Source organism: Rhodanobacter sp. 7MK24, from assembly GCF_014842995.1.
In the GTDB taxonomy this organism is placed as follows: Bacteria; Pseudomonadota; Gammaproteobacteria; order Xanthomonadales; family Rhodanobacteraceae; genus Rhodanobacter_A.
Genome location: NZ_JACYXL010000001.1, coordinates 745,575 through 767,438, shown reverse-complemented (window position 1 = coordinate 767,438; position 21,864 = coordinate 745,575). Strand labels below are relative to the sequence as shown.

Here is a 21,864-nt window from a genome sequence, read left to right as displayed (position 1 = left end):
ATCTTGTGCAGCGGGGCAATGCTGAAGCAAACCAGCTTCATCCCGGAACCGTACCGCATCCAACCACACACCAACACCCCATGCCGCGTCACCCGGACCTTTTGTTCACCAGAGCGACTTCTTGGCCTCTATATTTTCTTCCTTGAATTTTTTCGGTTTGATGCCCCCTGACCCCTCCCACACGGATCGACTATTTTTGTGATAATCATGAATCGACATCCATTTTCCTGTGGAATATAAAAACCACAATCGCTTGGTTGGAATGATCTGCGTCAATTTCACCTCCATCGCGTCAGCGGCTTCTCCCGCGCTGAGAGCAACGCCCGTTTTCGAGTTGACTACACCCGAAAAGTCGTCGTCAGGCACCTCAATTGCAAGGACGACCCAATCGCCCAGATGCATCGTCACGTAGTCGCAGGCGTAGGACAGGTCTGCCGATACACATTGGCCCGGAATACTGATATCCGCCTCCGAAGGTGATCGGCCGCTACTCGACGACGCTATCGACGTGGAGCCAAGCGCGCGCTCCTCAGAACTTGGATTAGGATCTAAACCGCGAAACAAGATTCCGTCGATCGATCCAGAATTCACCGCTTTATAGAAGATCATCGCATTCGATCCTTTGAAGAATGCCGGAAAACCTAACCTCAGCCTGCGCGACCAAGCCATGCATGTTTGATCGCTACTGTGCCGCCAACTGAACCTGACCACATTCCCCTCCAACCAGCTGAGCCCCTCAGAGTCGGACAGCTCCGAAAAACCGCAGCCACGCCGGAAAGCCAAGCGTCATACCTGCTTTCCAGACCCCTTCAGAAAAACAGGTCCCTGATCTCATCCAGATTGCTGCCGCGCCCGCCGGATTCCTTCTCGAAATCCTCGGTCACCTCGGGCACCAGGGCCTCGAAGATGTCCTGGGCGAACCGCCTGCAGTTGCCCTTGTCGTAGCTGGGATAGAGCTTTCGAACCTCGCCGAAAGCCTGAAAGACCCTTCGGCAGGTAATCGTATTGCGACTGACATGCCGCTCGAGAAGCGTGTTGTACTTGCTCGCCGAGGCGCCGAGCTGGAAGGTGTCCTGGCCGTTGTTTCTCGAGATCCGAAGCAACACCGGCCGATATCGAAGGTACCCGCGTCTCACCAGCGTCGTAGGGATGGTCTGGCCGAGCTCGATCATGAGCTCCTGATGATGGGATCCGTCCCAGCCCGTGCCTCTCAATGCGATCGACCGGACGAAGTAATGCTGGTACTTGCTGAAAGGAAACTCCGCATTCAACTTCAGCGAGTTGTCCGTTCCGCCCCTGCCGCGGTTAGTGTCATCGTCCCAGATATCATCCATGGCGCCGCTCCTGTTGATGGCCCTATGAGGTATTGCGCAATCGGGCGCGCGATTCGGTCAGCACATGCCGCGGGGCGCACGCTGGACAAGGAGTGGACCCGATGCGCCCTCTTTTCCCCGCTCCCGCCCGAATAACTCCCGCGCCGAATAAAGCGCGTCCTGCCGCAGCGCGCAGCAGATTGATCTCGCCCAGGCTGCCCGGGCCCAAGCGGCCGTTGTTCGCGAAGCTGCTCCCCTGAAAACAGGAAGCCGGAGCCGATGGCCGCGGCTTGATCGCCCCTCTCGCCTATCCGCCGCTTATCCGCGGGGCGCTGAAGCTGCCGCCTTGGCGGCGCCCGATGGGCTGCGTCATCCCGGCCCGACCTTCACGCCAAGGGGCTGGACTCGACGCTCACGCATCGGTGAGCATAAGCGGCAGATGCCTGTCCCTCCCACGCCGCCCGAAGAATTGCTGCAGCTGCTACCCGACGCGGTGGTGCAAACGGACGCACGGTGGGTCATCACCTACCTCAATCCCGCCTGGCACAAGCTCACGGGTTACCCGGTCGACGGGACGCTCGGCCAGTCCCTGCTCGACTTCGTGCATCCCGACGACACGGGCGCCTTGAGGGCAGGCATGCCGGTGTTTCGCCTGCGCTTCGCCAACTCGGACTACCGCTGGATGCGTCTGCAGTTGCATCCGAAGACCGACGCGGCGGATCGCGTGCTCAGTCGCCAGGGTGTCCTGATCGAGATCACCGAGATCAGCGAGCAGGTCCTGATGGAGGATCGCCAGCGCTTCCTGCGGCTGCTGGAAACCATCGACGGCGTCGTCTGGGAAGCGGAACTTGGCGTGGGCAATACCTTCCTCAGCCCGCAGGTCGAGCGCCTTTTCGGCTACTCGGTGGAAGAATGGCGGGCCGACCCGGGTTTCTGGCGGGCGCACGTGCATCCCGACGACCTGGCCGAGGCGCTGGTCATCGACGATGCCGCGTACTATGCAACGCACAGCTATGCGTACGAAATGAGCTACCGGTTGATTGCCAAATCCGGCGATGTCATCTGGGTGCGCGACCTGTGCCGCGTGGACGTCGAGCACGGGCGCCCGAATCGCATGATCGGCCTGATGATCGACGTGACCGAACAGAAGAGTACCGAACTCGAACTGGTGCAATCCGACAACCGCTATGCACTCGCCACCCGCGGCTCCAACGACGGCATCTGGGACTGGAACCTGCAGACTGGCGTCCTGCATGTGTCGCAGCGCTTCAACGAGATTGTCGGGCTGAGCGGCACCGGCCACCTGCATGAAGACGGCTGGCAGTTTCTGCAGCAGCTCATCGATCCCGATGACCTCGAGCGCGTGGAGGCTGCCTACCGCAGGCACCTGTCGGACCATCACCCGAACTTCTCCGTGGATTTCCGCGCCCGCCATGGATCGGGGCGGCCGGTATGGCTCAACTGGCGCGGCATCGCCCAATTCGAAGACGGCATCGCCGTGCGGATGGCCGGATCGCTGAGCGACCTGGCGGAACGTGGCAGCTCGTACGACGCCTTGACCAACCTGCCCGGCCGGCCGTTGTTCCGCGATCGCCTCGAACACGCCATCGCGCTGCATCGAGACAGCGCTTCGAAAGGCGGCGACGCGCCGTCACACGAGGACACCACCCCGTTCGCCGTGCTGCTGCTGGACCTCGACCGGTTCAAGGCCGTCAACGACACCCTTGGGCACCATGTGGGCGACCAACTGTTGCAGCAGGTCGCACGCCGGCTTGAATCCTGCGTCCGTGCCATCGATTTTGTCGCCCGCATGAGCGGCGACGAGTTCAACGTGCTGCTTGAGTCCATCGACCACGCGGGCGCCTGCGACCGGGCCCGGCAGATTGCGACCGCCCTCGCGGCCCCCTATCGGATCGACTCGCACACCGTGACCTGCGGCGCGAGTATCGGCGTGGTCAACAGCCAGATCGGCTTCACGAGCACCGACGACTACCTGCGCGCCGCAGACGCCGCCATGTACCAGGCCAAGAGCCATGCGTTGGGCGTGTATGTTTTTTCGGGGGATGGGGACGCAAGCTGACGGGGTCTCGCTCACTTCCATCAGAGGCACAAGTGACCTCATTATGGTTCGAGCCGATTTCCGCACCTTAATTGCCGTCCCGTTATCACACCGATACTTGCGGCGTCAGCGTCTTGCGTGACAGGATTTGGCGCAGGGGAATCTTGGTCGTATCACCGAGGAATCGCTTTTTATTGCGATTCACGCTCCCCGTGTGACTTAAGGGGAAGTCAGGCGAGGCCAATGGATGACCGGCGATGATACCCAGGCTAGCTGCTCACGGATGCATGCATCCGTGAATGTGCAGTGCGCGGCTATCGGCCACGCCCTTTCGTTTCCCCAAGTTTTCGCACACGCGCACTCCCTTGCGTGGCGTTGCCGCGCGTTCGCTTCAACACCAACACTGAGGACAACATGGAACAGATGAATAAGGGCAAGGTAGTCCGGCCACGCACCCTGCGCATGACGCGCATCGCGGCGACGTTGCTGGGGGCACTCGGGTGTGCGGCGTCATTGACGGCCGGCGCAACGACGACAACATCGCCAACGCTGCTGGCGGCCCTGCCGGGTGGCTCGGGCCTGAGCACGCCTGTCGGATACCTAATGCAGGGCAGCGACGGCAACCTGTACGGCGCCGCCATGCATCGCAACAGCACCAATTCCGGCGGTGTCTATCGTGTCTCGATGACAGGCACATATACCGACTTCTACGACATCAGTCCCGCGGCGCAACAGCAGCCGTTCGGCGGCTTGTTCCAGGCGAGCAACGGCGAGCTCTACGGCACCTTAGTCAGCGCATCCAACGGCACTGCTCCCGGCGGCGCCATCTATAGCCTCACCACGGGTGGCCAGTACACCAACGTGCACACCTTCGCCAACGCGACTTGGTCCGGCTTGAACCAGTACAACAGCGATGGCGCCTCGCCCGAAGCGAACCTGGTGCAGGGTCCCGATGGCACGCTCTATGGCGTTACCTACAGCGGCGGCGAGTCGGGCGACGGCACGCTCTATTCGATCAGTGCCGCCGGCAGCTTTTCGCTGCTCTACACCTTCAGTCCAACCGGCGCCATGACCGGCACCCACCCCAGCGGATCGCTCGTGTTCGGCAGCGATGGCAACCTGTATGGCACCACGATCAATGGTGGTGACAATGACTCGGGCATTATCTATCGCGTCATACCGGGTGGCGGCATCACGCAGATCTTCTCGCTTCCCACGAGCGGCACCGGCAGCTGCTACGCCGCTGAATTCGGCGGGGTCAATGGCACCTTGTTAGCGGCCGCCAATGGCAAGCTCTATGGCGCGCTCTGCAGGGCGGGCACCAACGCCGCCGGGCTGATCTACAGCTTCGATCCCACCACGACCACATTCACCGCGCTGCACGATTTTGGTGCCGGTTCGCAGGGCAGCATCACCGGCCTGGGTCCCAATGGTCCCCTGGTGTTGGGCGCGGACGGCAACCTTTATGGTTCGACCGGTGCGGGCGGCACCTACAATGGCGGCACGATCTTCGAATTGACGCCGGATGGTTCATCGTACAAGGTGCTTTACAGCTTCAATAACGCCGATCCGCTTGGCTACTATCCCGGATCGCTCATGTTGGGCTCGGACAACAACCTCTATGGCACGACCACGCTCACCGGCAGTGGCAACAATGGCGCAGTTTTCCGCTTTCCGTACATGGCACCCAACGATGTCGTGATGACCAATGCAAGCACCAGCTCGCTCGACGTTCGCCTGATCAACCAGGTAGGTGCAAAGCAAGTGTTGCAGACCGTCGCCAAAGGTTACTACCCGGTCGCCGTGGCGGATTTCAACGGTGATGGCTTCCAGGACATCCTGTGGACCAGCGCCAACAACGATCTCTACTTGTGGCTGGGCGGCAAGAACGGCGGTAACGGCTTCACGTCGGCTTACATGGGCAAATATCCGGCGGGTTGGAGCATCACCGGTGCGGGCGATATCGACGGCGACGGCAATACCGATCTCTACTGGATTAACACCAGCACGCATCAGTTCGGCTACTGGCTGATGAATGGCACGACCATCAAGAGCACGTACACCACCTCATACGCGCCGGGTTACTACCCGATCGCGGAAGGCGACTTCAACGGCGACGGCAAGCTGGACGTGCTGTGGAGCAGCGCCAATAACGACCTTTACCTGTGGGCCAGCAACGGCACCAGCGGCAGCAGCCGTTTCACTTCAGCCTATGCCGGCTCCTACCCGGTTGGCTGGAAGCTCGTCGGCGTCGGCGACCTCGACGGCGACGGCAAGAGCGACCTGGTGTGGATGAAGGACGATGGATCTCAGTGGGGCTACTGGCTGATGAACGGCGTCCAGCGCAAGTCCGTCGTAACCGTGTCGAACGCAGGCGCGGAATCCTCCACCATTGTCGCCGTCGATGACTACAACCACGACGGCCTTGCCGATCTGGTGTGGAGCAACGGCAGCAACCTGATCCTGTCAACCAACGCGGGCACGTGCGCATCGCAATGCACCTTCACACCCACCACGCTCGCGACACCCGCCGCAGGCATGACGATCTTCAAGAAGAACGTGCCCAACACGCCATAAGCGAAACGCAGGCGATGAAGCATAGATTTCCCGCTTCATCGCCTGCGTATTTTTCAATCTGCATCGATGCCGTTGATCGCGGAAAATGCCTGAGACTTCGGGACCTGAAACACCAAGGCAAGAAAAAGAAAGGGTTCGAAGAAATATTCCAACGCTGAAAAATCTCTCCAATGCCATTGCCGTATTTTCAAATGATTTCAGAGGCGCTCAAACTCCACACTGTCAGAGCAGATTCGTAGCCGACATTTCAAAACACCATTTCGGTAAATCGCATTCCGCCTCTCTGTTTTTCTGCTGAATGCCTCCACCCGTCGCCCAGCCGTTAGGCACGCGTCTTTTCAATGCCATCTTGGATGGCCTTCTTGAGCGTATCCAGGTCGATATCCTTGAGCGCCTTGAACTTGATGCAGTAGCCGGTGACATTCGCCTTGCCGATCGAGTCGCCGTACGTGTCCTGCAGATACTTCTTGTCGTCCATGCCCATGATGTAAACCGACAGCCCCGCCGAGTTGGCGCTGATCCCTGCCTGAAATACTTCCTTGGTCTTGCCGTTGGCGTATTGCTTGCCAAGCGTGCCGTAACCGATGCACGGGTTGGAGACAATCTTGCCGCTTTCGTCCTTCCCGTCGAGGAACCACAACTTGCAACCCGGGTTCATGTCGAGAATGGCGCCATGGAGCATCCGCATATCGCTCTGCTTTGGCTCCGGCAGGGCTTCGAGATAGCGGCTGATCTGAGCCTTTGTCGTCATGGTGCGCCTCCGGTGGGCTTGGTCCTGCGCCTGACTATCGAAACACACGGATAACGGGACGGGGATGCGTAGTCTTGGAACGGCTGCTTTGGGTCGAAAGCGGACACCTCGTTAATGCGGTTGCCTAGCTACCGGGCTTGAACCCAAGCCCGAAAATCCCTTCCCACTCGCCATCCCAGCAGCAGTCATAAGGCGCTTTCCCGTCGATGTCTTTGATCCGTGGATCTGCCCCATGGGCCAACAGCATTCTCGCGATATCAAACTTACCCATCCGGATGGCGTGGTGCAGAGCCGTCTCGCCTCTTTCACGCTGGACATCGCACTCAATGCCGGCTTCAAGGAGCAACCTGACCGCGTTCGTGTCACCCCACGTGATGGGCGCAAACAGAGGGGTGCTACCAAAGATCCCAATAGACTTGACCGTCGGCCGCTCCTGATAGCCACCGAATTCGACAATGCCCCAGACCGCATCAAGTACATCATCAACAGAGTGGTATTCGCGCATCCATCGCTCCCGCATACCGGTGTCCGCTTCGGGTCGGAAGCAGATATCGCTGATCGCCGCCCTATCGCACGTTGGATTTGTGCAGCCTGCGAAGGAAGAGTGCAAACATGCACAGTAGCGTGCATGCTGCCGCCACCAAGCTCATTGAGCCTACCAGCATCGCTAAGTAACCCCCAACCGTGGCCGGCCCGCAAGGCCCCATTCCGCCAAGGGCCAACAGGGCTCCAGCCAAGAGGGCGATGCCAACGAATATAACAAGCAGTTTGGATGCAGTCTTCACGCTGGAATTCCTCTTTCCGCAAGGCTGTTCGGTGTAAAGCTGGTCGACCACCCTAGGTCCGCTCCGGGTCGAGAGCGGACCTTAGCTCATGTCGCCAGCCAGCTGCAGTTCAGAAGAAATTCTTTACCAGCACGTAGACCACGAAGGCAAAGAAAGCCGCAAAGGCCATCCACCATACGATCTTTCCACCCCTGGTTTTTGGCGATGTGCCGCCTACTCCCGCCATGGCAATTCTCTCCTTTATTTGAATCCGCTCTGGGTCGGAAGCGGACGTTGCTTTGAAAGCGCCCAGCTCAAGGCCTCCCTAGCCAGGAAGGCTAACCACTGGCATGAAGCCGCCAAAGATCATGCGCTTGCCATCGAAAGGACAGTCCGCCGCGGCTTCCATGCGCGGATCTTGCATAAATTTCGCCATGCCGGCATCGCGAGCGGCCTTGTCGGGCCACTCCACCCAGGAAAACACCACGGATTCATCCTGCGTCGCCTGCACAGCGCGGCGAAAGTCGGTGAGCTTGCCATCGGGCACGTTGTCGCCCCAGCATTCCACCACCCGGATAGCGCCGTACTCCACGAAAATAGCGTCAAAGGTGCGGGCGTGCTCGATAAACTTCTCGCGGTTGACGTTGGGTACGGCGATCACGAAACCATCGATATAGGACATGATTGTCTCCTTGGCTGAAGCGTGGCCGGTATGGTCACCTTCATGCGTGCGACGAATGAGCGCCTGCGGGATCGACACGGGGCCTCTTGAGAAGCTGTCCGCTTTGGGTCGGAAGCGGACAAGTCACCCCGGGGTAACGAGGTAGCCCTTCAGGATCGCTCGCTTCCACCCTTTGCCGTCCATGCATCGCAGGATATTGTCCTCGACGTTTTCTATGGGCGTGTACCAGTGCGAGGATCGCTCCAGCTGGTCCACGCATATCTTTAAGTTCGCATCAGCCGACACGTTGTCGCAAACGTCCTGCGAGACTGGTAACGGCGCCGCCCTTGGCGCCCAGCATAACGTGGCATAAGGGGCTTCCAGCATATGCGACCGCGCCCGTACATACGGGTTGAGCTGACTGCACCCCATAGTCATGACGGCAATGGGTAAGGAAGCTAGCAGCCGGCTTATCCAGCGACGGCCCTCTCTGTCGGTCTGCAGCATCCCTAACTCTCCTCTCTCCAGTCGCGCGCTATCTCAGTGCATGTTCGCTTTGGGTCGAAAGCGGATATCCATTTCATGACCTGAACTCGCGCGTGACCTCGATGAGGCCGACGATGTTGTCGTTTAGGTCTTCAAGATCCTCAGCTGGCACCCACCACTCCGTGTGGTGAGACCCTCCCACGCGTTGAATTTGGTATCGGCTCATGAAAGATGTTCGCACCTGAAAGCGAGTGCCCGCACCAAAGCCACTGTCATGCACATTCCATCTATCCGCTATCTCGGCTGCGTACTGCTCATTGGTAACCGGATAGAAAATGGGCTGTTCGGGCAGGCGCAGAGATCACCGCCTGAAACCTGCGTGGCGTAGCAACTCCAATTCCTCGGGTCCAACAGGGCGGTACATCACCGTAACTTCGTCAGAACTCGTCATATCGACTCCCGTTCTCTCATAAGTGTCTTTCGACGTGCACTCCGGGTCGAAAGCGGACACTTCAATGTTCGCTTAGCGCCCTCAGAAGCGCGGCCTTCAACGAACCGTGCACTTCGCTCTGTATATCCGAAATACGCCATCCCATCGTTGTCCTCTCCAAAAAATAGGTCAGACGAACCCGTGTCCCATCCGCTGGCTTGCAGACCTGAGCCGGACTGCACGGCGCATCCATTTCGACCCTCACAACATGCGGATCATCCGTGGCTTCGACGTTGATGTTAGAGAACCCGGAGGGATCCATGCTGTCCCAGAGCGGGTCATAACCCACCCAGTCAACAGCACAATCACTTCCCTTGCAGGCCCTGGATTTGACCCAGATTGCGGATAATTCGCTGTCGAGATATTGCTCGAGCACGGCCTTGGGAGCGTCACCGATCCAAGGCTCCGGCCCGTCAATCATGGTTGCCTCCCACGAGTAGTCCCGATAGAGCCTTTTCACAGTGTCAGTCGCTTTCAATTCAGGCGTCGAAGCCCATGAGCCACTGACCAGGAGTGTCAGCCCAAATACACACAAACCAGTGCGCCACAGGTACCGAAACGTCCCCATACCCCCCCTTTGCTCCCCGAATGTCCGCTTTGGGTCGAAAGCGGGCGGTTCAGGATTGTCGACCTACGCAGAAATCCAGTCCCCGTTGCAGCTCGGGAGCACTACCGAACACTCGTGCGTCAGCATTCGCGGCAACATAGCCACGTGCCAACTCTAGAGCCTGCCGGTCCTTATCTTTGCACCTGATGTACGGGACAGCTGACGAATAGGCACCTAGCGAAAACAGGGCGATACGCAAGTCGACCGCCATCTCCTTCTTCGCCAAGATCGCGTCGTTTGATTCCAGCGCCGTCATTGAACGCCTGACATCGCCGAGTGCTTCATAGACACGATTCTGACTGGCGATAGCTCCCATGACCTCGGCCCCCTTTCCGATCCCAAAGTAGAAGCCTGCTCCTCCACTGACTAGTGCTACAACGATCACGAGCATCACGATTCGCCAATGAAGGGAAGCCATCGACATCGCTCCTTAATTTATCGTGCGCCGGCTCTTTGGTTGAAATCGAACAGCAGCCAATCTTCTCAATTTGCCAGAAATGCCTTACTGGCTTCTTGTACCCAATCGGTGATTTCACTTCTTACTGCATCCACGTCACTCTGCCCTCGCAGCTGCCGCTGGATCGTCAAGCGCGTGAGGTTTCCATCGCTGAGAATAAGCGCGTCGCCGTCAGCGGTGTCGAAAGAGAACACGGCGCCATCCTTGGAAATCTTGCGGCGTCTTATGGAAACAACCGTGTACGAGCCCGGGTCGATCCGACGCATAGAAACAAGTACCGGTTGATCGATCGACATGCTGCCTTGCACCGAGGCGGAAGAGGATGCTTCCTGCATCAGCTTGCGTACGCGTTGCTCATACACCGACTTGTCCTTGTCCCAGAGTGGCTTGACGTTCTTCCATTGCTGGGCTGTCGTGGCATAAAGCTGATCGACGCTGGCCACGGTATACGGACCTGATGCGCTCTGAAAAAGAGCAATAGCAAACGCCGACTCCAAAGGCTTGTTCGTACCGTGTATTGGTGCTTGCTCGGTGGAAACAAAGCATCCAGCAAGCGTACCGAACTTGGACGCAACAAGTTTCATCGCGCTCGACAGCTGGCTATCAGGCGCACATATGCTTAGGCCGCGTGGGGCTGGCATGACCGCATCGGCCGACCAGGCGGGCAAGGAGAGCAAAGCAAAGGAAAGCAGACCGAGGGAAGATATCCAAAGCTTCATGTTGTGCGTACTCCTGTTAACGGCATTCCAATCCTTCTAGAGAAAACTTGCTCATTCGCCGCTCCTCCACGCGTCACACACTGCTTGCCTACGGACATCACGCCAACTCGGGTCACTCGTCAAGCGTTGCCGTCATTTTGAGATGGACGCTAACAACACTGCATAGGCTTTCGGCATCAGCCGATCGAAGCGCTCACCGCCCGTGGAAAGCAAGTTTGCCAGCCCATCGCACACTTCCGGCTTCGCTTCTATGCCCGACGAAATTGCCTGGCGACGATCGTTCAGTCGCAGCGTGATGCGATTGGCGAGTGCAGGACTATGGCGAAGTACGGCAACTTCTTTTGAACTCGCCTCCAGAGCTGCGGCGTTATTTTTTCGCCAAATGGCGTAAGCGCTTTGAAATTGATTTGATCTGGATGGATATATTTGTCCGCATCGCGTCATCGCCGCGTCCTTCATGGCCTCATCTTCAGCAACCAACATGGCAGCCTCCCCAAGATTGCTGGAGTCGGGAACTCTAGTTTGCGCAAAAATTCGACCGCTAACGGAAAGTAATTCCATGAAAACCAGGCTCAACAACAAAAATCGATAGCGCATTTCTTTCCCCCATTGATTCCACGATCCACTTCGAAAAACGTATCAAGCGTCCGCTTTCCCAAGCTGCAGCCAAGCGAACCTGACACACTCTTCCGTTCAAGCAGGGTCAGAACCGGCTTCCCGCAGCTCGCGCCTCAAGGAAGTGCGCCCTGCTCCTGTTTGTTCCTTCGTATCAGGGTCACACGGCATTCGATTTCTCGCCCGGGCGCAGCCAGAGGCTGAGGGCAACCATCGCGAGCACCAGCAGCAGGACTCCCAGGAAGAGCTTGCCCAGCAAGGCCATTCCGGCGCGGGACTGTTGGCCATGATCGAGGCGGAACACATCGTCGTTGAAGTTCAGGGCCGAGACTTCCGGATGGCCCACTTCGTAGGCGATCGGAACCTGCCGGTTCGTGCGTGCGTACGCGACATGGGGATCATTGGAACGACCGCCGAGACGCGCGTAGCCATGGATGGGCTTGGACGTGCCGTCCGCGCCAGCCGCCGGCGCGAACACGTATTCCGCGTAGATGCTGCAGGACCGCTTTCCGCAGCCGCCGTTATAGATACGAACCACGTCCGCCGTGGCACGCAATCCGTTGCCCTGGATCTTGGCCTCGATGCGGTCTTCGTTGCGCGTCGAAATCGCCAAACCAAAAAAAAGCACCGCAAAAAAAAGCCCGAAAAGTGCCGCATAAAATGTAAATACGGACTTGCGGTCGCCGGAATCGACCTTCGCACTCATGCGCCTCATCACGCCCACCACCGCCATCAGCGCGATGAAAATGAGTGCCACGAACCCGGCATCGCTGTGCAGAAGAATGTCGGATGCCGCCGACGGATTGGCCAGGATGGGAATGCCGAAGATGAGAAAGAGCGAAAGAAGCGTGCCGATGAGTATTCCGCGCTTGTTTAGCGTCGTCTCCTCCGGCTCCGTGCGGTACGAAGGCTCCTCGGGCAAGCCGTGGTCCGGCGCGGCGGCTGGGCTGTCCGTGTAGACCACCAGCGGGCTAGGCGATTCATGCGCCGTCTTCACGTACGCCCTGCCGCAGGAAGGGCATTGCCAATCGGGCGCCTGATCCGTCGGCTTTCTCTGATAACCACACGCCTGACAAACGGTTTCCATACCCATCTCCACAAGATTGATCAGATCGAATGAATGATTTTGCCGGTGGATCCAGACGGGGATCAGGGTCGACCTTCTGAACCGAACCACTCAAGAAAGTGTGCCATGCCGCCTCTTTGGATTAAATGCAGCCGCCCTGACTTTACCCATTAATCAAAATCACAAATTGCAAAACAAAATCCCTTCCCTGCAAATTTCCCTGCCCCGCTTATTTACATCCCGGCCCACCGATGATCCTTAGCCATTCGTAGCCATGCGTTCGAGATTCGATTGACGTCTAGCGAGTAGATCAGCTTTCGCAAAAATCAACAAAGCCTCCGATGGCTTTGTCTTATCGGATCTACTTGCTATAACCAAAAGGTTCCGCACGATCTGATAAGGCGTAACCAGAATCCCCACTGGAAACCCCCACCATCCCAACCCCATGCAAAATACAAGTGCGCTCCAGTTCTCATGCACGCCACATTTCCTGCAGCAAACCACACGCTTGGTTTGCCACCTGGTCAGGATCAATGCCGACCAGACCCAATGAGATTCACGCACTTCAATAGCGGATTCCCTACGCTGGCAAAGCGGACATGGACCCTGCTTGATCGCTTGTGCATATCGGCTAACTTCATGTTCTGGAACATCCGGCCGAACTCCATTCAAATGCTCCGTAGGCACGCCGCGCCCGTTCAGAACCTGATAGATGGCGTCCTTTGCCTCTTCCGTCAGCTCACTCGTCGCAAGCCTATGCAGCAATGTGGCGGTTTCCATGTTCTTGAACCGCTCGACAAAGTCCTGTTGCGAATACATTCTCCCTCCCCATCGGACGTTGGCTTATGTCAATAGACTGGACCGCTGGCCTGACTTTTACTCACGATCAGTAGCAGATGCCCACCCCTCCCTTCCGATCTGCTTGACAAGCTTCGGCGTAACCACTCCTGAATTTTCGCATTAATCAAAAACACAACCTACAAAACAAAATCCTTTCCCTACAGATTTTCCCGCCCCGCTTATTTACCATGGCACTGCCGCCGACACCGCACCGCCGGCCGCAGAAAACCCGCAAGACCAAAGCAGCGCGGGCCGCATGGGCGGCTACCCATACGACCCGCTGACCACCACCAACTTGCTAGGAGTTGATCATGGCTAAGCCCGATCATACGGCAGTCGCGCGCGACGATGCGCGCATCCCCACCAACCCGCTCTCGCGCCCCTATTGGACGCTCGCCGAGGCCGACCCCGACCAGCAGGACGCCGCCACCTTGGCCGGCCTTACCACCGCCATCCACGCCCTCGCCCGCGTCCTCGCCAACAGCGAAGCCTTCCGCGACCTCCACGCCAACAGCCAAAGCGACACCGTCGAACCCGGCTGCTGCCCACTGGATGCGCCCACCACCGAAGGCCTCTTCGCCGCGCTGCACTTCCTCAGCGAGCAGGCCGAACGGCTCAGTCAGTTGCCACTGCCCGCACCACTTCATCCGGGCGACGTGCCGTATTGAGCCCAAACGCGAACCCGCCGGGCCGCTTCGCCAAGGTGTGCCCGGCAGCGCCAATGGCCAGACCCGCGCATCCCAAAGTCAACCGGCGAGGAAGGCTCGCAAACGAGAAAATTGACCTCATGATTGTGGATTAATTGCCTCCACCCCATTATCCGCCAACACTTAAACGCGCTCGACTACAGTCATATCACCGCCGAAATCTTTGCTGGCTTCAGGGAGGATGTTAAATCGCGAAAGAAATTCATCCGCGAAACGATCCTTCGCGCGAGGCTCGCCGTTCACTTGCGGCGAACGATTGCTCTTGTTGTAACGTCGAGCAAGACAGCCACAGAACAAATCGGCTAATTGGATAGGAACCAATTCCTTGGAATCGACCGCCTGCACCAAGGAGACGTAGAGCTTACCTTCGAAACTTGCTTGCGATGCGTGTTTCAGATCGGTGGTCAGGTTAGCCACCACCAGCTTGTCCCGAACCTCCTCCTCGGCATCCTTGAACACACTAATGGAGCGAGGTAATGGTGCACGCCCAGTGTCATGACCATGAGCCACTCCTCTGATAATCAAATGTTTTAGCATGTCATCTAGCACGCGCTGTATATCCGCATGCCCACGCCGTTCAATCATAATAGCTCGAAAGCTAACCGTCGCTGCGAAGCGGTCAAGAAGATCCAATACTGCCAGGTAGGCCGAAATATTATGGTCACGAATTCTAGTGAAATGGAATTCCTCTCTGAATTGGTTTGCTTCACGCCACTCCGCAATGGCATGCGAAAGGCCAGGGACATCATCGCCTTTTAAAAACCAAATGCTTCCAACAATGAGATAGTCATCAGTCTTGCCTGTTTCGTCGGAATAAACAGTGATGGTGCCCGTATCAGGCCGATCATCAACTTGTTTCGCTCGCTCTTCTTCGTCTTTAACAACACGCCTCCTTCGCACCTCATCGGAAGCCAGAAACATTCGATATTCATTCTGAATCTTGGCCCGGGCTCGCGTGATGTTGGTTAGCCTAGTAAGTCGATAAAGATTCTCGATCGCCACCATATTTTGGCCAGCCAACAAGGCATGATCAAATGTTCGCCAATAGATTATCTGCAGCGTCACGTCAGAGTCCCGCGCTTCCGGATGCCGATTAAGCACCCAGGCTACTCGGGTAGGCAGCGTATCTTTTTCGCCAGCGGCAAGCTTCTGCACGAATAGCGCCTTTTCCCTCTCAAGCTTCTGCTCCTTGGCCAGATCTCTCTTCCCGCCCCAATCGTCCCGCTCTGTATCTTGCTCATCTAACGGCATCACGACCTCCATTCTGATCGATGACTTAATTACGCCTACCTTCGTTACATGTGCTCGAAATCCGCGGCCGAAATACGGGCTAGGGCAAGCCCTTCAAAGCCTCATAAAGAAATTCGGGTCAGAGTGAACTTTTCAGAGAACCCGCATCAACAAAAATCGCCCCCGTATCACAGAAACTCTACTTCGCGAATCCCCTTACGCCCATGCTTCGGACAAGCAAGTGCGGAAAACATCACTTAGGCTGTCGATAACCGATGCCTGATAAGACTTGGATGGGTTGATCCTCTCAAGGCGGTCAAGCTCGTCTTCGATAAAGGAGTGAATCGACGAAACTGGCGGCTCAAGACCCATTTCAGGCGCAGCCCGCTTCTTTTCTAGCAAAGCATGGATGTCGTTCAAAAGTGCAGGATTGTCTCTAATGAGATGAAGGAGCTTCTCAAACTCAATGGGAGCGGCCTTGCCGTACTGCTCCAGCCAACGGACAGCCAACAGTGGCCTCAGAACGTAAAAGTACTTCTTCAACGGGACCAAATCGGCTCGCAGATAACCACGATAGTTCCTTTTAGCCATGCTCCGGTAATGGTAGATACCACTCTCGCAGGAGTACGTTGAAGGTAATAGCTCTAAAACGCTTTCACGGAACGAGCCTTCGTTGCGATAAATGATCGATGACTGGATCCATTCGACGAAAGCAGGATTGGATTTCCAAAATAGTCGCAACGCTTTGCGAAGATCCCAACCATTCAAGTCGATATCGTCGACGATCTCGTATTCGATGACATCACGCTGCTCTTCCAGACCAACCGACAGATACCAGTCCCGGGGATGCACATAAATGAACCTGGCATCGTAATCACTGTTTGGCGACTCGAAACCCCACGCCCGACTTCCCGACTCGACGGCAAGCAATACTCGAACACCGTGCTCAGCCTCAGCCCGCTCAACGCGCTTATTTATCTCGGAACGCACAGACGCTGGAATCATGGTTATCGCCATTTAAGTGCCAGAAAATCCAGGTCAGATTGAAATTTTCAGTGAATTGACATCAACAGAAAATGCCCCCCCTGAAAGCGGCCTTCCATCCTAGTACTTGAACATCAACAAAAAGGCCAAGCTTGAAGCTTGGCCTTTTTGTACTCAAACCATCGGCAACTTCAATCCCTGCTCCTTCGCACACGCGACCGCAATCTCATACCCGGCATCCGCATGCCGCATCACGCCGGTACCCGGATCGTTCCACAACACCCGCGCAATCCGCTTGTCCGCCTCGGCGCTGCCGTCGCACACGATCACCACGCCAGAGTGCTGGCTGTAGCCCATGCCCACGCCGCCGCCGTGATGCAGCGACACCCACGTCGCGCCGCCGGCGGTATTGAGCAACGCATTGAGCAACGGCCAATCGGACACGGCGTCGCTGCCGTCCTTCATCGCCTCGGTCTCGCGGTTCGGTGAAGCGACTGAGCCGGAGTCGAGGTGGTCGCGGCCGATCACCACCGGCGCCTTCAGCTCGCCGTTGCGCACCATCTCGTTGAACGCGAGGCCGAGCTTGTGGCGTTGGCCCAGGCCGACCCAGCAGATGCGCGCGGGCAGGCCCTGGAAATTGATGCGCTCCTTGGCCATGTCCAGCCAGCGGTGCAGGTGCTCATCGTCGGGGATCAGCTCCTTCACCTTCTGGTCGGTCTTGTAGATGTCCTCCGGGTCGCCGGACAGCGCGACCCAGCGGAACGGGCCCACGCCGCGGCAGAACAGGGGGCGCACATAGGCGGGCACGAAGCCGGGGAAGTCGAACGCGTTGGCGAGGCCTTCGTCCTTGGCCATCTGGCGGATGTTGTTGCCGTAGTCGAAGGTGGGGATGCCCTGCGCGTGGAAGGCGAGCATGGCTTCCACGTGCTGCTTCATGGATTGCTTGGCGGCGTCGCGGGTGCCGTTGGGGTCGCTCTTGCGGCGCTCGAACCACTGCTCCACGGTCCAGCCGCTGGGCAGGTAGCCGTTGACCGGGTCGTGCGCGCTGGTCTGGTCGGTGACGGCGTCGGGCTTCACGTTGCGACGCACGAGTTCGGGCAGCACGTCGGCGGCGTTGCCGAGCAGCGCGATGGATTTCGCTTCGCCGGCGGCGGTGTACTTGGCGATGCGCGCCAGCGCGTCGTCGAGGTCGCTGGCCTGCTCGTCCACGTAGCGGGTCTTGAGGCGGAAGTCGATGCGGCTCTGCTGGCACTCGATGTTGAGGCTGCACGCGCCGGCGAGGCTGGCCGCCAGCGGCTGCGCGCCGCCCATGCCGCCGAGGCCGGCGGTGAGTATCCAACGCCCTTTCAAACTACCGCCGTAGCTCTGGCGGCCCATCTCCACGAAGGTTTCGTAGGTGCCCTGCACGATGCCCTGCGAGCCGATGTAGATCCACGAGCCGGCCGTCATCTGGCCGTACATCATCAGGCCCTTCTTATCGAGCTCGTTGAAGTGCTCCCAGTTGGCCCAGGCCGGCACCAGGTTGGAGTTGGCGATGAGTACGCGCGGCGCGTCCTTGTGGGTGGGGAACACGCCCACCGGCTTGCCGGACTGCACCAGCAGGGTCTCGTCGTCGTTCAACTCGCGCAGGCTGCGCAGAATGGCGTCGAAGCACTCCCAGTTGCGCGCGGCACGGCCGATGCCGCCGTACACCACCAGCTCCGCCGGGTTCTCCGCCACCTCGGGGTCGAGGTTGTTCTGCAGCATGCGGAACGGCGCCTCGGTGAGCCAACTCTTGCAGCTCAGCTCGGTGCCGCGCGGCGCGCGAATGGTGCGGGTGGTGTCGATGCGGGTGGGAGCGTTCATGGCGATCTCGGGGAACGAGGGAAAACCCGATTGTGGCGAGCCATCCGGCGCGTGAAAAGGCGCGCTGCGGCATGGCGGCGGAAAAACCTGCGGGGAAGGTGTGTTGTACCCGCGGGCAACCCGTCTAGTGGCCTTTCGGCGCCGGCCCCGCCGCCGCGTTTGGCGGCGCCTTGGCGAGAAGTTCACGCATGTGGCTGATTTGCCATTGCATGCCCGGATTCGGATCGTTGGCAAAATGGTCGAGAAAATATCGGTAGGTGCTGTCCAGGCCGGCACGCGGCTGCGTTTCCTGGATGCTTGCCCGCATGACCCACCCCGCCGGGCTGCCAGGGTATTTGCGGATGATGCGGTCGGTAATGTCCCAGGCCTTGTCCCACTCGTGCGTCTGGTTGGTGTAGAGATTCCCCAGCACCATGAGCACACCGATGTCGTCGGGGTTCATCGCCAGTGCGTGCTCGAGATCCTTTTCGGCGTTCTGGCTGTCCCCGCGCGACAGGTAGACGGTGCCGCGCAGCTGGTAGTTGTCGGGGTTCATGGGATTCCCGGCGATGAGGCGATTGGCGTCGTCGAGCGCCATCTGGGATTCGCCCACGCCGGCAAGGTTGCTGTCCCGCCGCCGGCGCGTGCCCTGCGCATCTGGAAGAAAGCGCAGTCTCTCCGACAGATAGACCACAGCGAGTTCCGCGTGTCCGTGCTCGCTGGCGACGTTGCCGGCGTTGCCCAGCAGGGTCGTGCTGCCGACGTTGTCGAATACCTTGGGATACGCCGACCAATCGACCGACGAGCGGCAATTGCACACGTCATATTCGTAGGCCGGCTCGGCGGAGAGCAGGATCGCCAGCAGCGGGTTTTCCTTTACGAGCACCTGCGCCTGCTGGGCCACGCGATCCATGGCTGCCAGCGAACCGCCCCAGCGGGGTTCCGCCGCGCTGCTCAGCGTGCCGTAGATGGCATAGTTGTCGGGCGCCACCGCGAGGCCACTCCGCGCGGCACGATCGACGTAGGCGGCCCCAAAGCTCATCGAACCGACATGGATCATCGCGACGTAGGTCGGCGTGACCTTGGGATCCAAGGCCATGGCGCGCTGCAGATCGGTATCCGCCCGCGCCAGCAGGCGATCCATGGCGTCGATGTTGCTTTGCGGCGTCTCGCTTATATAGGCACCGCCGCGCGCTTTCGAGGCCATGGCCACATACGCCCAGCCGCTTGCGGCAAAGGCAAACGCGCTATTGGGCGACGCACGCTTCCATGCATCCAGGGTTTCGCGGACACCGAGCGAACCCTCACCGAACGCCTTGAAGTACGTGTAATCCAGCAGGCCATGCGACTCGGGATAGGCCAGCTGCGCCTGAAGCGCCTGCGCTAGCCGGCGATCGAGCTCGGCGGCGCGCCCGTTCTGGATGAGTGCCTGCGCTTCGTCAAACGAGATCGTCTTTTGCAAGTAATAACGGCAATAGGCCTCTACCGTCGCCGGCGACCAGTGACTGCGCGGTGGATCGGGATAGCTCATGCAGCGTTGCAACGGATCGGCGATGGCCTCGGCGCTGCGAACCTTGGCGAGAAAGGCATGCACTTCGTCGAGAGTGAAGACGGGTCCGGCATGCCTGCGCAGCATGGCGGGGGGCTGGATGCGGGAGCCGGTGGGTTGCGCTTCCTTGGCGGCCGTCGTCAGGAATAGCGGCATCTCGCTGCTGACAAACCAGCCGAATGCGCCGAGGCCTGCGATGCCCGCCAAGGCCAGTGCAACGATCAGTGCAATGCGTCCATGCGTCGACATGATTCGCCTCTCCTCCTAAGGCACGAAAGGCGCGACAGTAGCATCGCGATGCGAGAGTTGTCAGTGCTGTGCGTCGACTGCGCACCCTGCGTAGCCACATATTTCGATCATGCGGGTAACCCCGGACGAAGGCCGGGCGAATATCCCGGAAGCAGCTGTCGTTGGCGCGCCCTGTGCCAGCGACGCCCACCGCTATTTCGATTGTTTCGGAGCACCCGATGCCAGAGTCACCGACACCCAAAAAACGACCGCGCCACCTAGGGGCCTGGGTACTGATCGCCGCCGTTCCCGCGGCTTGTGCACTGGCCTTCGGCTACGTCGGCGGTTGGCTCGCGCCGCAGCGGCTCACGCCGAAGCGCCTTGTCGACCAGTTCGAGGCCAACGCCGGCGTGCATCCCGGCTACCGGCGCAACCACGCCAAGGGCGTGTGCGTCGCCGGCTATTTCCAGAGCAGCGGCCAGGCCGCGCCGTATTCGATGGCACAGGTGTTCGCGTCGGGGCAACGCACGCCGGTGGTGGGCCGCTTCGCGATCCCGGGCAGCAATCCGTATGCGCCGGACAACAGCGTGCCGATCCGCAGCATGGCGCTGCGCTTCACCCAGGCAAACGGGCAGCAATGGCGCACGGGCATGAACAGCATGCCGGTATTCCCGGTGGCGACGCCGCAGGCGTTCTACGCGCAGTTGCAGGCGCAGCAGCCCGACCCGGCCACCGGCAAGCCCGATCCGAAGAAAGTGGCGACGTTCTTCGCCGCGCACCCTGAAACGGCAGCCTTCCGTGCCTGGGCGAAGACCGCAAAGCCCTCGGCGAGCTTCGCCACCGAGAGCTACTGGAGCCTCGATGCCTTCGTGTTCACGGGATCGGATGGTCTGCGCCACGCGGTGCGCTGGCGCATGGTGCCGCAGTCCGCGGATGACGATAGTGCCGCACCGGCGGCCGATGCCGATTACCTGGCTGCCGATCTGCGCCAGCGTCTTTCCCATGGCCCGCTGCGCTGGAAGCTGGAGGTGACGCTGGCCAACCCGGGCGATCCCACCGACGACGCGACCAAGGCATGGCCGGCGGATCGCCAGACCGTTGACGCCGGCACGCTGGTGGTCGAAAGCGAGCAGGCGCAGGACAGCGGCCCCTGCCGCGACATCAACTACGACCCGACCGTGCTGCCGAGCGGCATCCAGCCGTCCGACGATCCGCTGCTGCCCGCGCGCTCGGCCGCCTATGCCGATTCCTACCTGCGCCGCACCAGTGAGGAGGCGCATCTGCCGGGCACCGCAGCTCTGCCTGCGAAAGCACAGCCGGAGGCCCGGCCATGAAGAACACGACCGGACTGTTTGCCCTGCCCGCCCGCGTGCTGCATTGGCTGATGGCGGCGATGATCCTGGCGATGCTGTTCATCGGCGTCGGCATGGTGGCCTCGGTGTCCGAACGCCACGCGTGGCTGCTACGCATCCACAAGCCGCTGGGCATCGCGATCCTGGTGCTGGCGGTGGTGCGCCTCGCCGTGCGCCTGCGCTATCCGCCACCACCGCTGCCGGCGGATCTCCCCATGCTGCAGAAGCTGGCCGCGCACGCCTCGCACTGGCTGCTCTACGCGCTGATGATCGCGATGCCGCTGGTGGGCTGGGCGATGCTCTCGGCCGGCGGCTATCCGGTGATGCTCAGCGACTCGCTGCGCCTGCCGGCGATCTTCCCTGCAGGCCCGATCGCCTTCGCCGTCCTGCGCCATCTGCACAGCTGGCTGGCGATGCTGCTGTTCCTCACCTTCCTCGCGCATATGGCGGCGGCGCTGTACCACGGGCTGATCCGGCGCGACGGGGTGCTGGCGAGCATGATCGCGAGGCGTCGCGAGTAGATCCTCGCCATCCGGAAATGGTCGTCGTCGCAAGCGCCGCGACGCGGCAGGCAAGGCTGCGCGC

At 59.6% G+C, this 21,864-nt stretch carries 20 protein-coding genes and 1 pseudogene; 5 read left to right on the top strand and 16 right to left on the bottom strand.

All coding sequences use genetic code 11. The features are described 5' to 3' along the window. Positions 1-105: 105 nt before the first annotated feature. Entirely contained in the window at positions 106-669 is a 564-nt protein-coding gene (locus IHE49_RS03520) for a hypothetical protein (RefSeq protein ID WP_192154926.1), read from the bottom strand. Positions 670-809: 140 nt separating this feature from the next. Then, positions 810-1,334 (bottom strand): hypothetical protein, encoded by a 525-nt coding sequence (locus tag IHE49_RS03515; protein WP_192154925.1) that lies wholly within the window; start codon positions 1,332-1,334, stop codon positions 810-812. 418 nt (positions 1,335-1,752) lie between these two features. Between IHE49_RS03515 and IHE49_RS03510 the strand changes: the two genes are divergently transcribed. After that, positions 1,753-3,393 carry a PAS domain-containing protein gene (locus IHE49_RS03510; RefSeq protein WP_192154923.1) on the top strand — a complete coding sequence of 547 codons (1,641 nt, stop codon included), beginning with the start codon at positions 1,753-1,755 and terminating at the stop codon, positions 3,391-3,393. Positions 3,394-3,786: 393 nt separating this feature from the next. After that, a complete protein-coding gene (locus IHE49_RS03505; RefSeq protein WP_192154920.1) occupies positions 3,787-5,949 on the top strand; it encodes a choice-of-anchor tandem repeat GloVer-containing protein in 2,163 nt (720 codons plus the stop codon). A 322-nt stretch (positions 5,950-6,271) separates the two neighbouring features. Here IHE49_RS03505 and IHE49_RS03500 read toward each other — a convergent pair whose 3' ends face one another. From IHE49_RS03500 to IHE49_RS03460, 10 genes and pseudogenes are all read right to left on the bottom strand, one after another. Continuing rightward, positions 6,272-6,700: a DUF1801 domain-containing protein gene (locus IHE49_RS03500; protein ID WP_192154918.1), complete on the bottom strand. Its 429-nt coding sequence runs from the start codon at positions 6,698-6,700 to the stop codon at positions 6,272-6,274. A gap of 124 nt (positions 6,701-6,824) precedes the next feature. Beyond that, positions 6,825-7,205 carry an ankyrin repeat domain-containing protein gene (locus IHE49_RS03495; RefSeq protein ID WP_192154916.1) on the bottom strand — a complete coding sequence of 127 codons (381 nt, stop codon included), beginning with the start codon at positions 7,203-7,205 and terminating at the stop codon, positions 6,825-6,827. 584 nt (positions 7,206-7,789) lie between these two features. Further along, positions 7,790-8,146: a DUF1428 domain-containing protein gene (locus IHE49_RS03490; RefSeq protein ID WP_192154914.1), complete on the bottom strand. Its 357-nt coding sequence runs from the start codon at positions 8,144-8,146 to the stop codon at positions 7,790-7,792. Between the two features lie 559 nt (positions 8,147-8,705). Next, a pseudogene (locus tag IHE49_RS18650) lies at positions 8,706-9,062 on the bottom strand (ADP-ribosylation/crystallin J1). A gap of 61 nt (positions 9,063-9,123) precedes the next feature. After that, positions 9,124-9,522, bottom strand: coding sequence for a hypothetical protein (locus IHE49_RS03485; RefSeq protein WP_192154912.1), 399 nt, complete (start codon positions 9,520-9,522; stop codon positions 9,124-9,126). 196 nt (positions 9,523-9,718) lie between these two features. Next, positions 9,719-10,126 carry a hypothetical protein gene (locus IHE49_RS03480; protein ID WP_192154910.1) on the bottom strand — a complete coding sequence of 136 codons (408 nt, stop codon included), beginning with the start codon at positions 10,124-10,126 and terminating at the stop codon, positions 9,719-9,721. 65 nt (positions 10,127-10,191) lie between these two features. After that, positions 10,192-10,884, bottom strand: coding sequence for a hypothetical protein (locus IHE49_RS03475; RefSeq protein WP_192154908.1), 693 nt, complete (start codon positions 10,882-10,884; stop codon positions 10,192-10,194). A 132-nt stretch (positions 10,885-11,016) separates the two neighbouring features. Beyond that, positions 11,017-11,481 (bottom strand): hypothetical protein, encoded by a 465-nt coding sequence (locus tag IHE49_RS03470; RefSeq protein ID WP_192154906.1) that lies wholly within the window; start codon positions 11,479-11,481, stop codon positions 11,017-11,019. Between the two features lie 178 nt (positions 11,482-11,659). Then, entirely contained in the window at positions 11,660-12,496 is an 837-nt protein-coding gene (locus IHE49_RS03465) for a hypothetical protein (protein WP_192154905.1), read from the bottom strand. Between the two features lie 327 nt (positions 12,497-12,823). After that, positions 12,824-13,384, bottom strand: coding sequence for a hypothetical protein (locus IHE49_RS03460; RefSeq protein ID WP_192154904.1), 561 nt, complete (start codon positions 13,382-13,384; stop codon positions 12,824-12,826). Positions 13,385-13,716: 332 nt separating this feature from the next. Between IHE49_RS03460 and IHE49_RS03455 the strand changes: the two genes are divergently transcribed. After that, positions 13,717-14,073 carry a hypothetical protein gene (locus IHE49_RS03455; protein WP_192154903.1) on the top strand — a complete coding sequence of 119 codons (357 nt, stop codon included), beginning with the start codon at positions 13,717-13,719 and terminating at the stop codon, positions 14,071-14,073. Positions 14,074-14,235: 162 nt separating this feature from the next. Here IHE49_RS03455 and IHE49_RS03450 read toward each other — a convergent pair whose 3' ends face one another. From IHE49_RS03450 to IHE49_RS03435, 4 genes are all read right to left on the bottom strand, one after another. Beyond that, positions 14,236-15,363 carry a DUF3800 domain-containing protein gene (locus tag IHE49_RS03450; protein WP_192154902.1) on the bottom strand — a complete coding sequence of 376 codons (1,128 nt, stop codon included), beginning with the start codon at positions 15,361-15,363 and terminating at the stop codon, positions 14,236-14,238. A gap of 195 nt (positions 15,364-15,558) precedes the next feature. Further along, positions 15,559-16,347, bottom strand: a complete 789-nt coding sequence (locus IHE49_RS03445; RefSeq protein ID WP_192154901.1) for a nucleotidyltransferase domain-containing protein — start codon at positions 16,345-16,347, stop codon at positions 15,559-15,561. A 153-nt stretch (positions 16,348-16,500) separates the two neighbouring features. Next, positions 16,501-18,171: a urocanate hydratase gene (gene hutU / locus IHE49_RS03440; RefSeq protein ID WP_192154900.1), complete on the bottom strand. Its 1,671-nt coding sequence runs from the start codon at positions 18,169-18,171 to the stop codon at positions 16,501-16,503. 124 nt (positions 18,172-18,295) lie between these two features. Beyond that, entirely contained in the window at positions 18,296-19,948 is a 1,653-nt protein-coding gene (locus tag IHE49_RS03435) for a tetratricopeptide repeat protein (protein ID WP_192154899.1), read from the bottom strand. A gap of 218 nt (positions 19,949-20,166) precedes the next feature. On the opposite strand from IHE49_RS03435, the gene IHE49_RS03430 reads away from it, so the two are divergent. Together IHE49_RS03430 and IHE49_RS03425 are read left to right on the top strand one after the other, a co-directional pair. Continuing rightward, positions 20,167-21,261 (top strand): catalase family peroxidase, encoded by a 1,095-nt coding sequence (locus IHE49_RS03430; protein WP_192154898.1) that lies wholly within the window; start codon positions 20,167-20,169, stop codon positions 21,259-21,261. Next, positions 21,258-21,800, top strand: a complete 543-nt coding sequence (locus tag IHE49_RS03425; protein ID WP_192154896.1) for a cytochrome b — start codon at positions 21,258-21,260, stop codon at positions 21,798-21,800. Before IHE49_RS03430 ends, IHE49_RS03425 begins: the two co-directional genes overlap by 4 nt. Positions 21,801-21,864 lie beyond the last annotated feature (64 nt).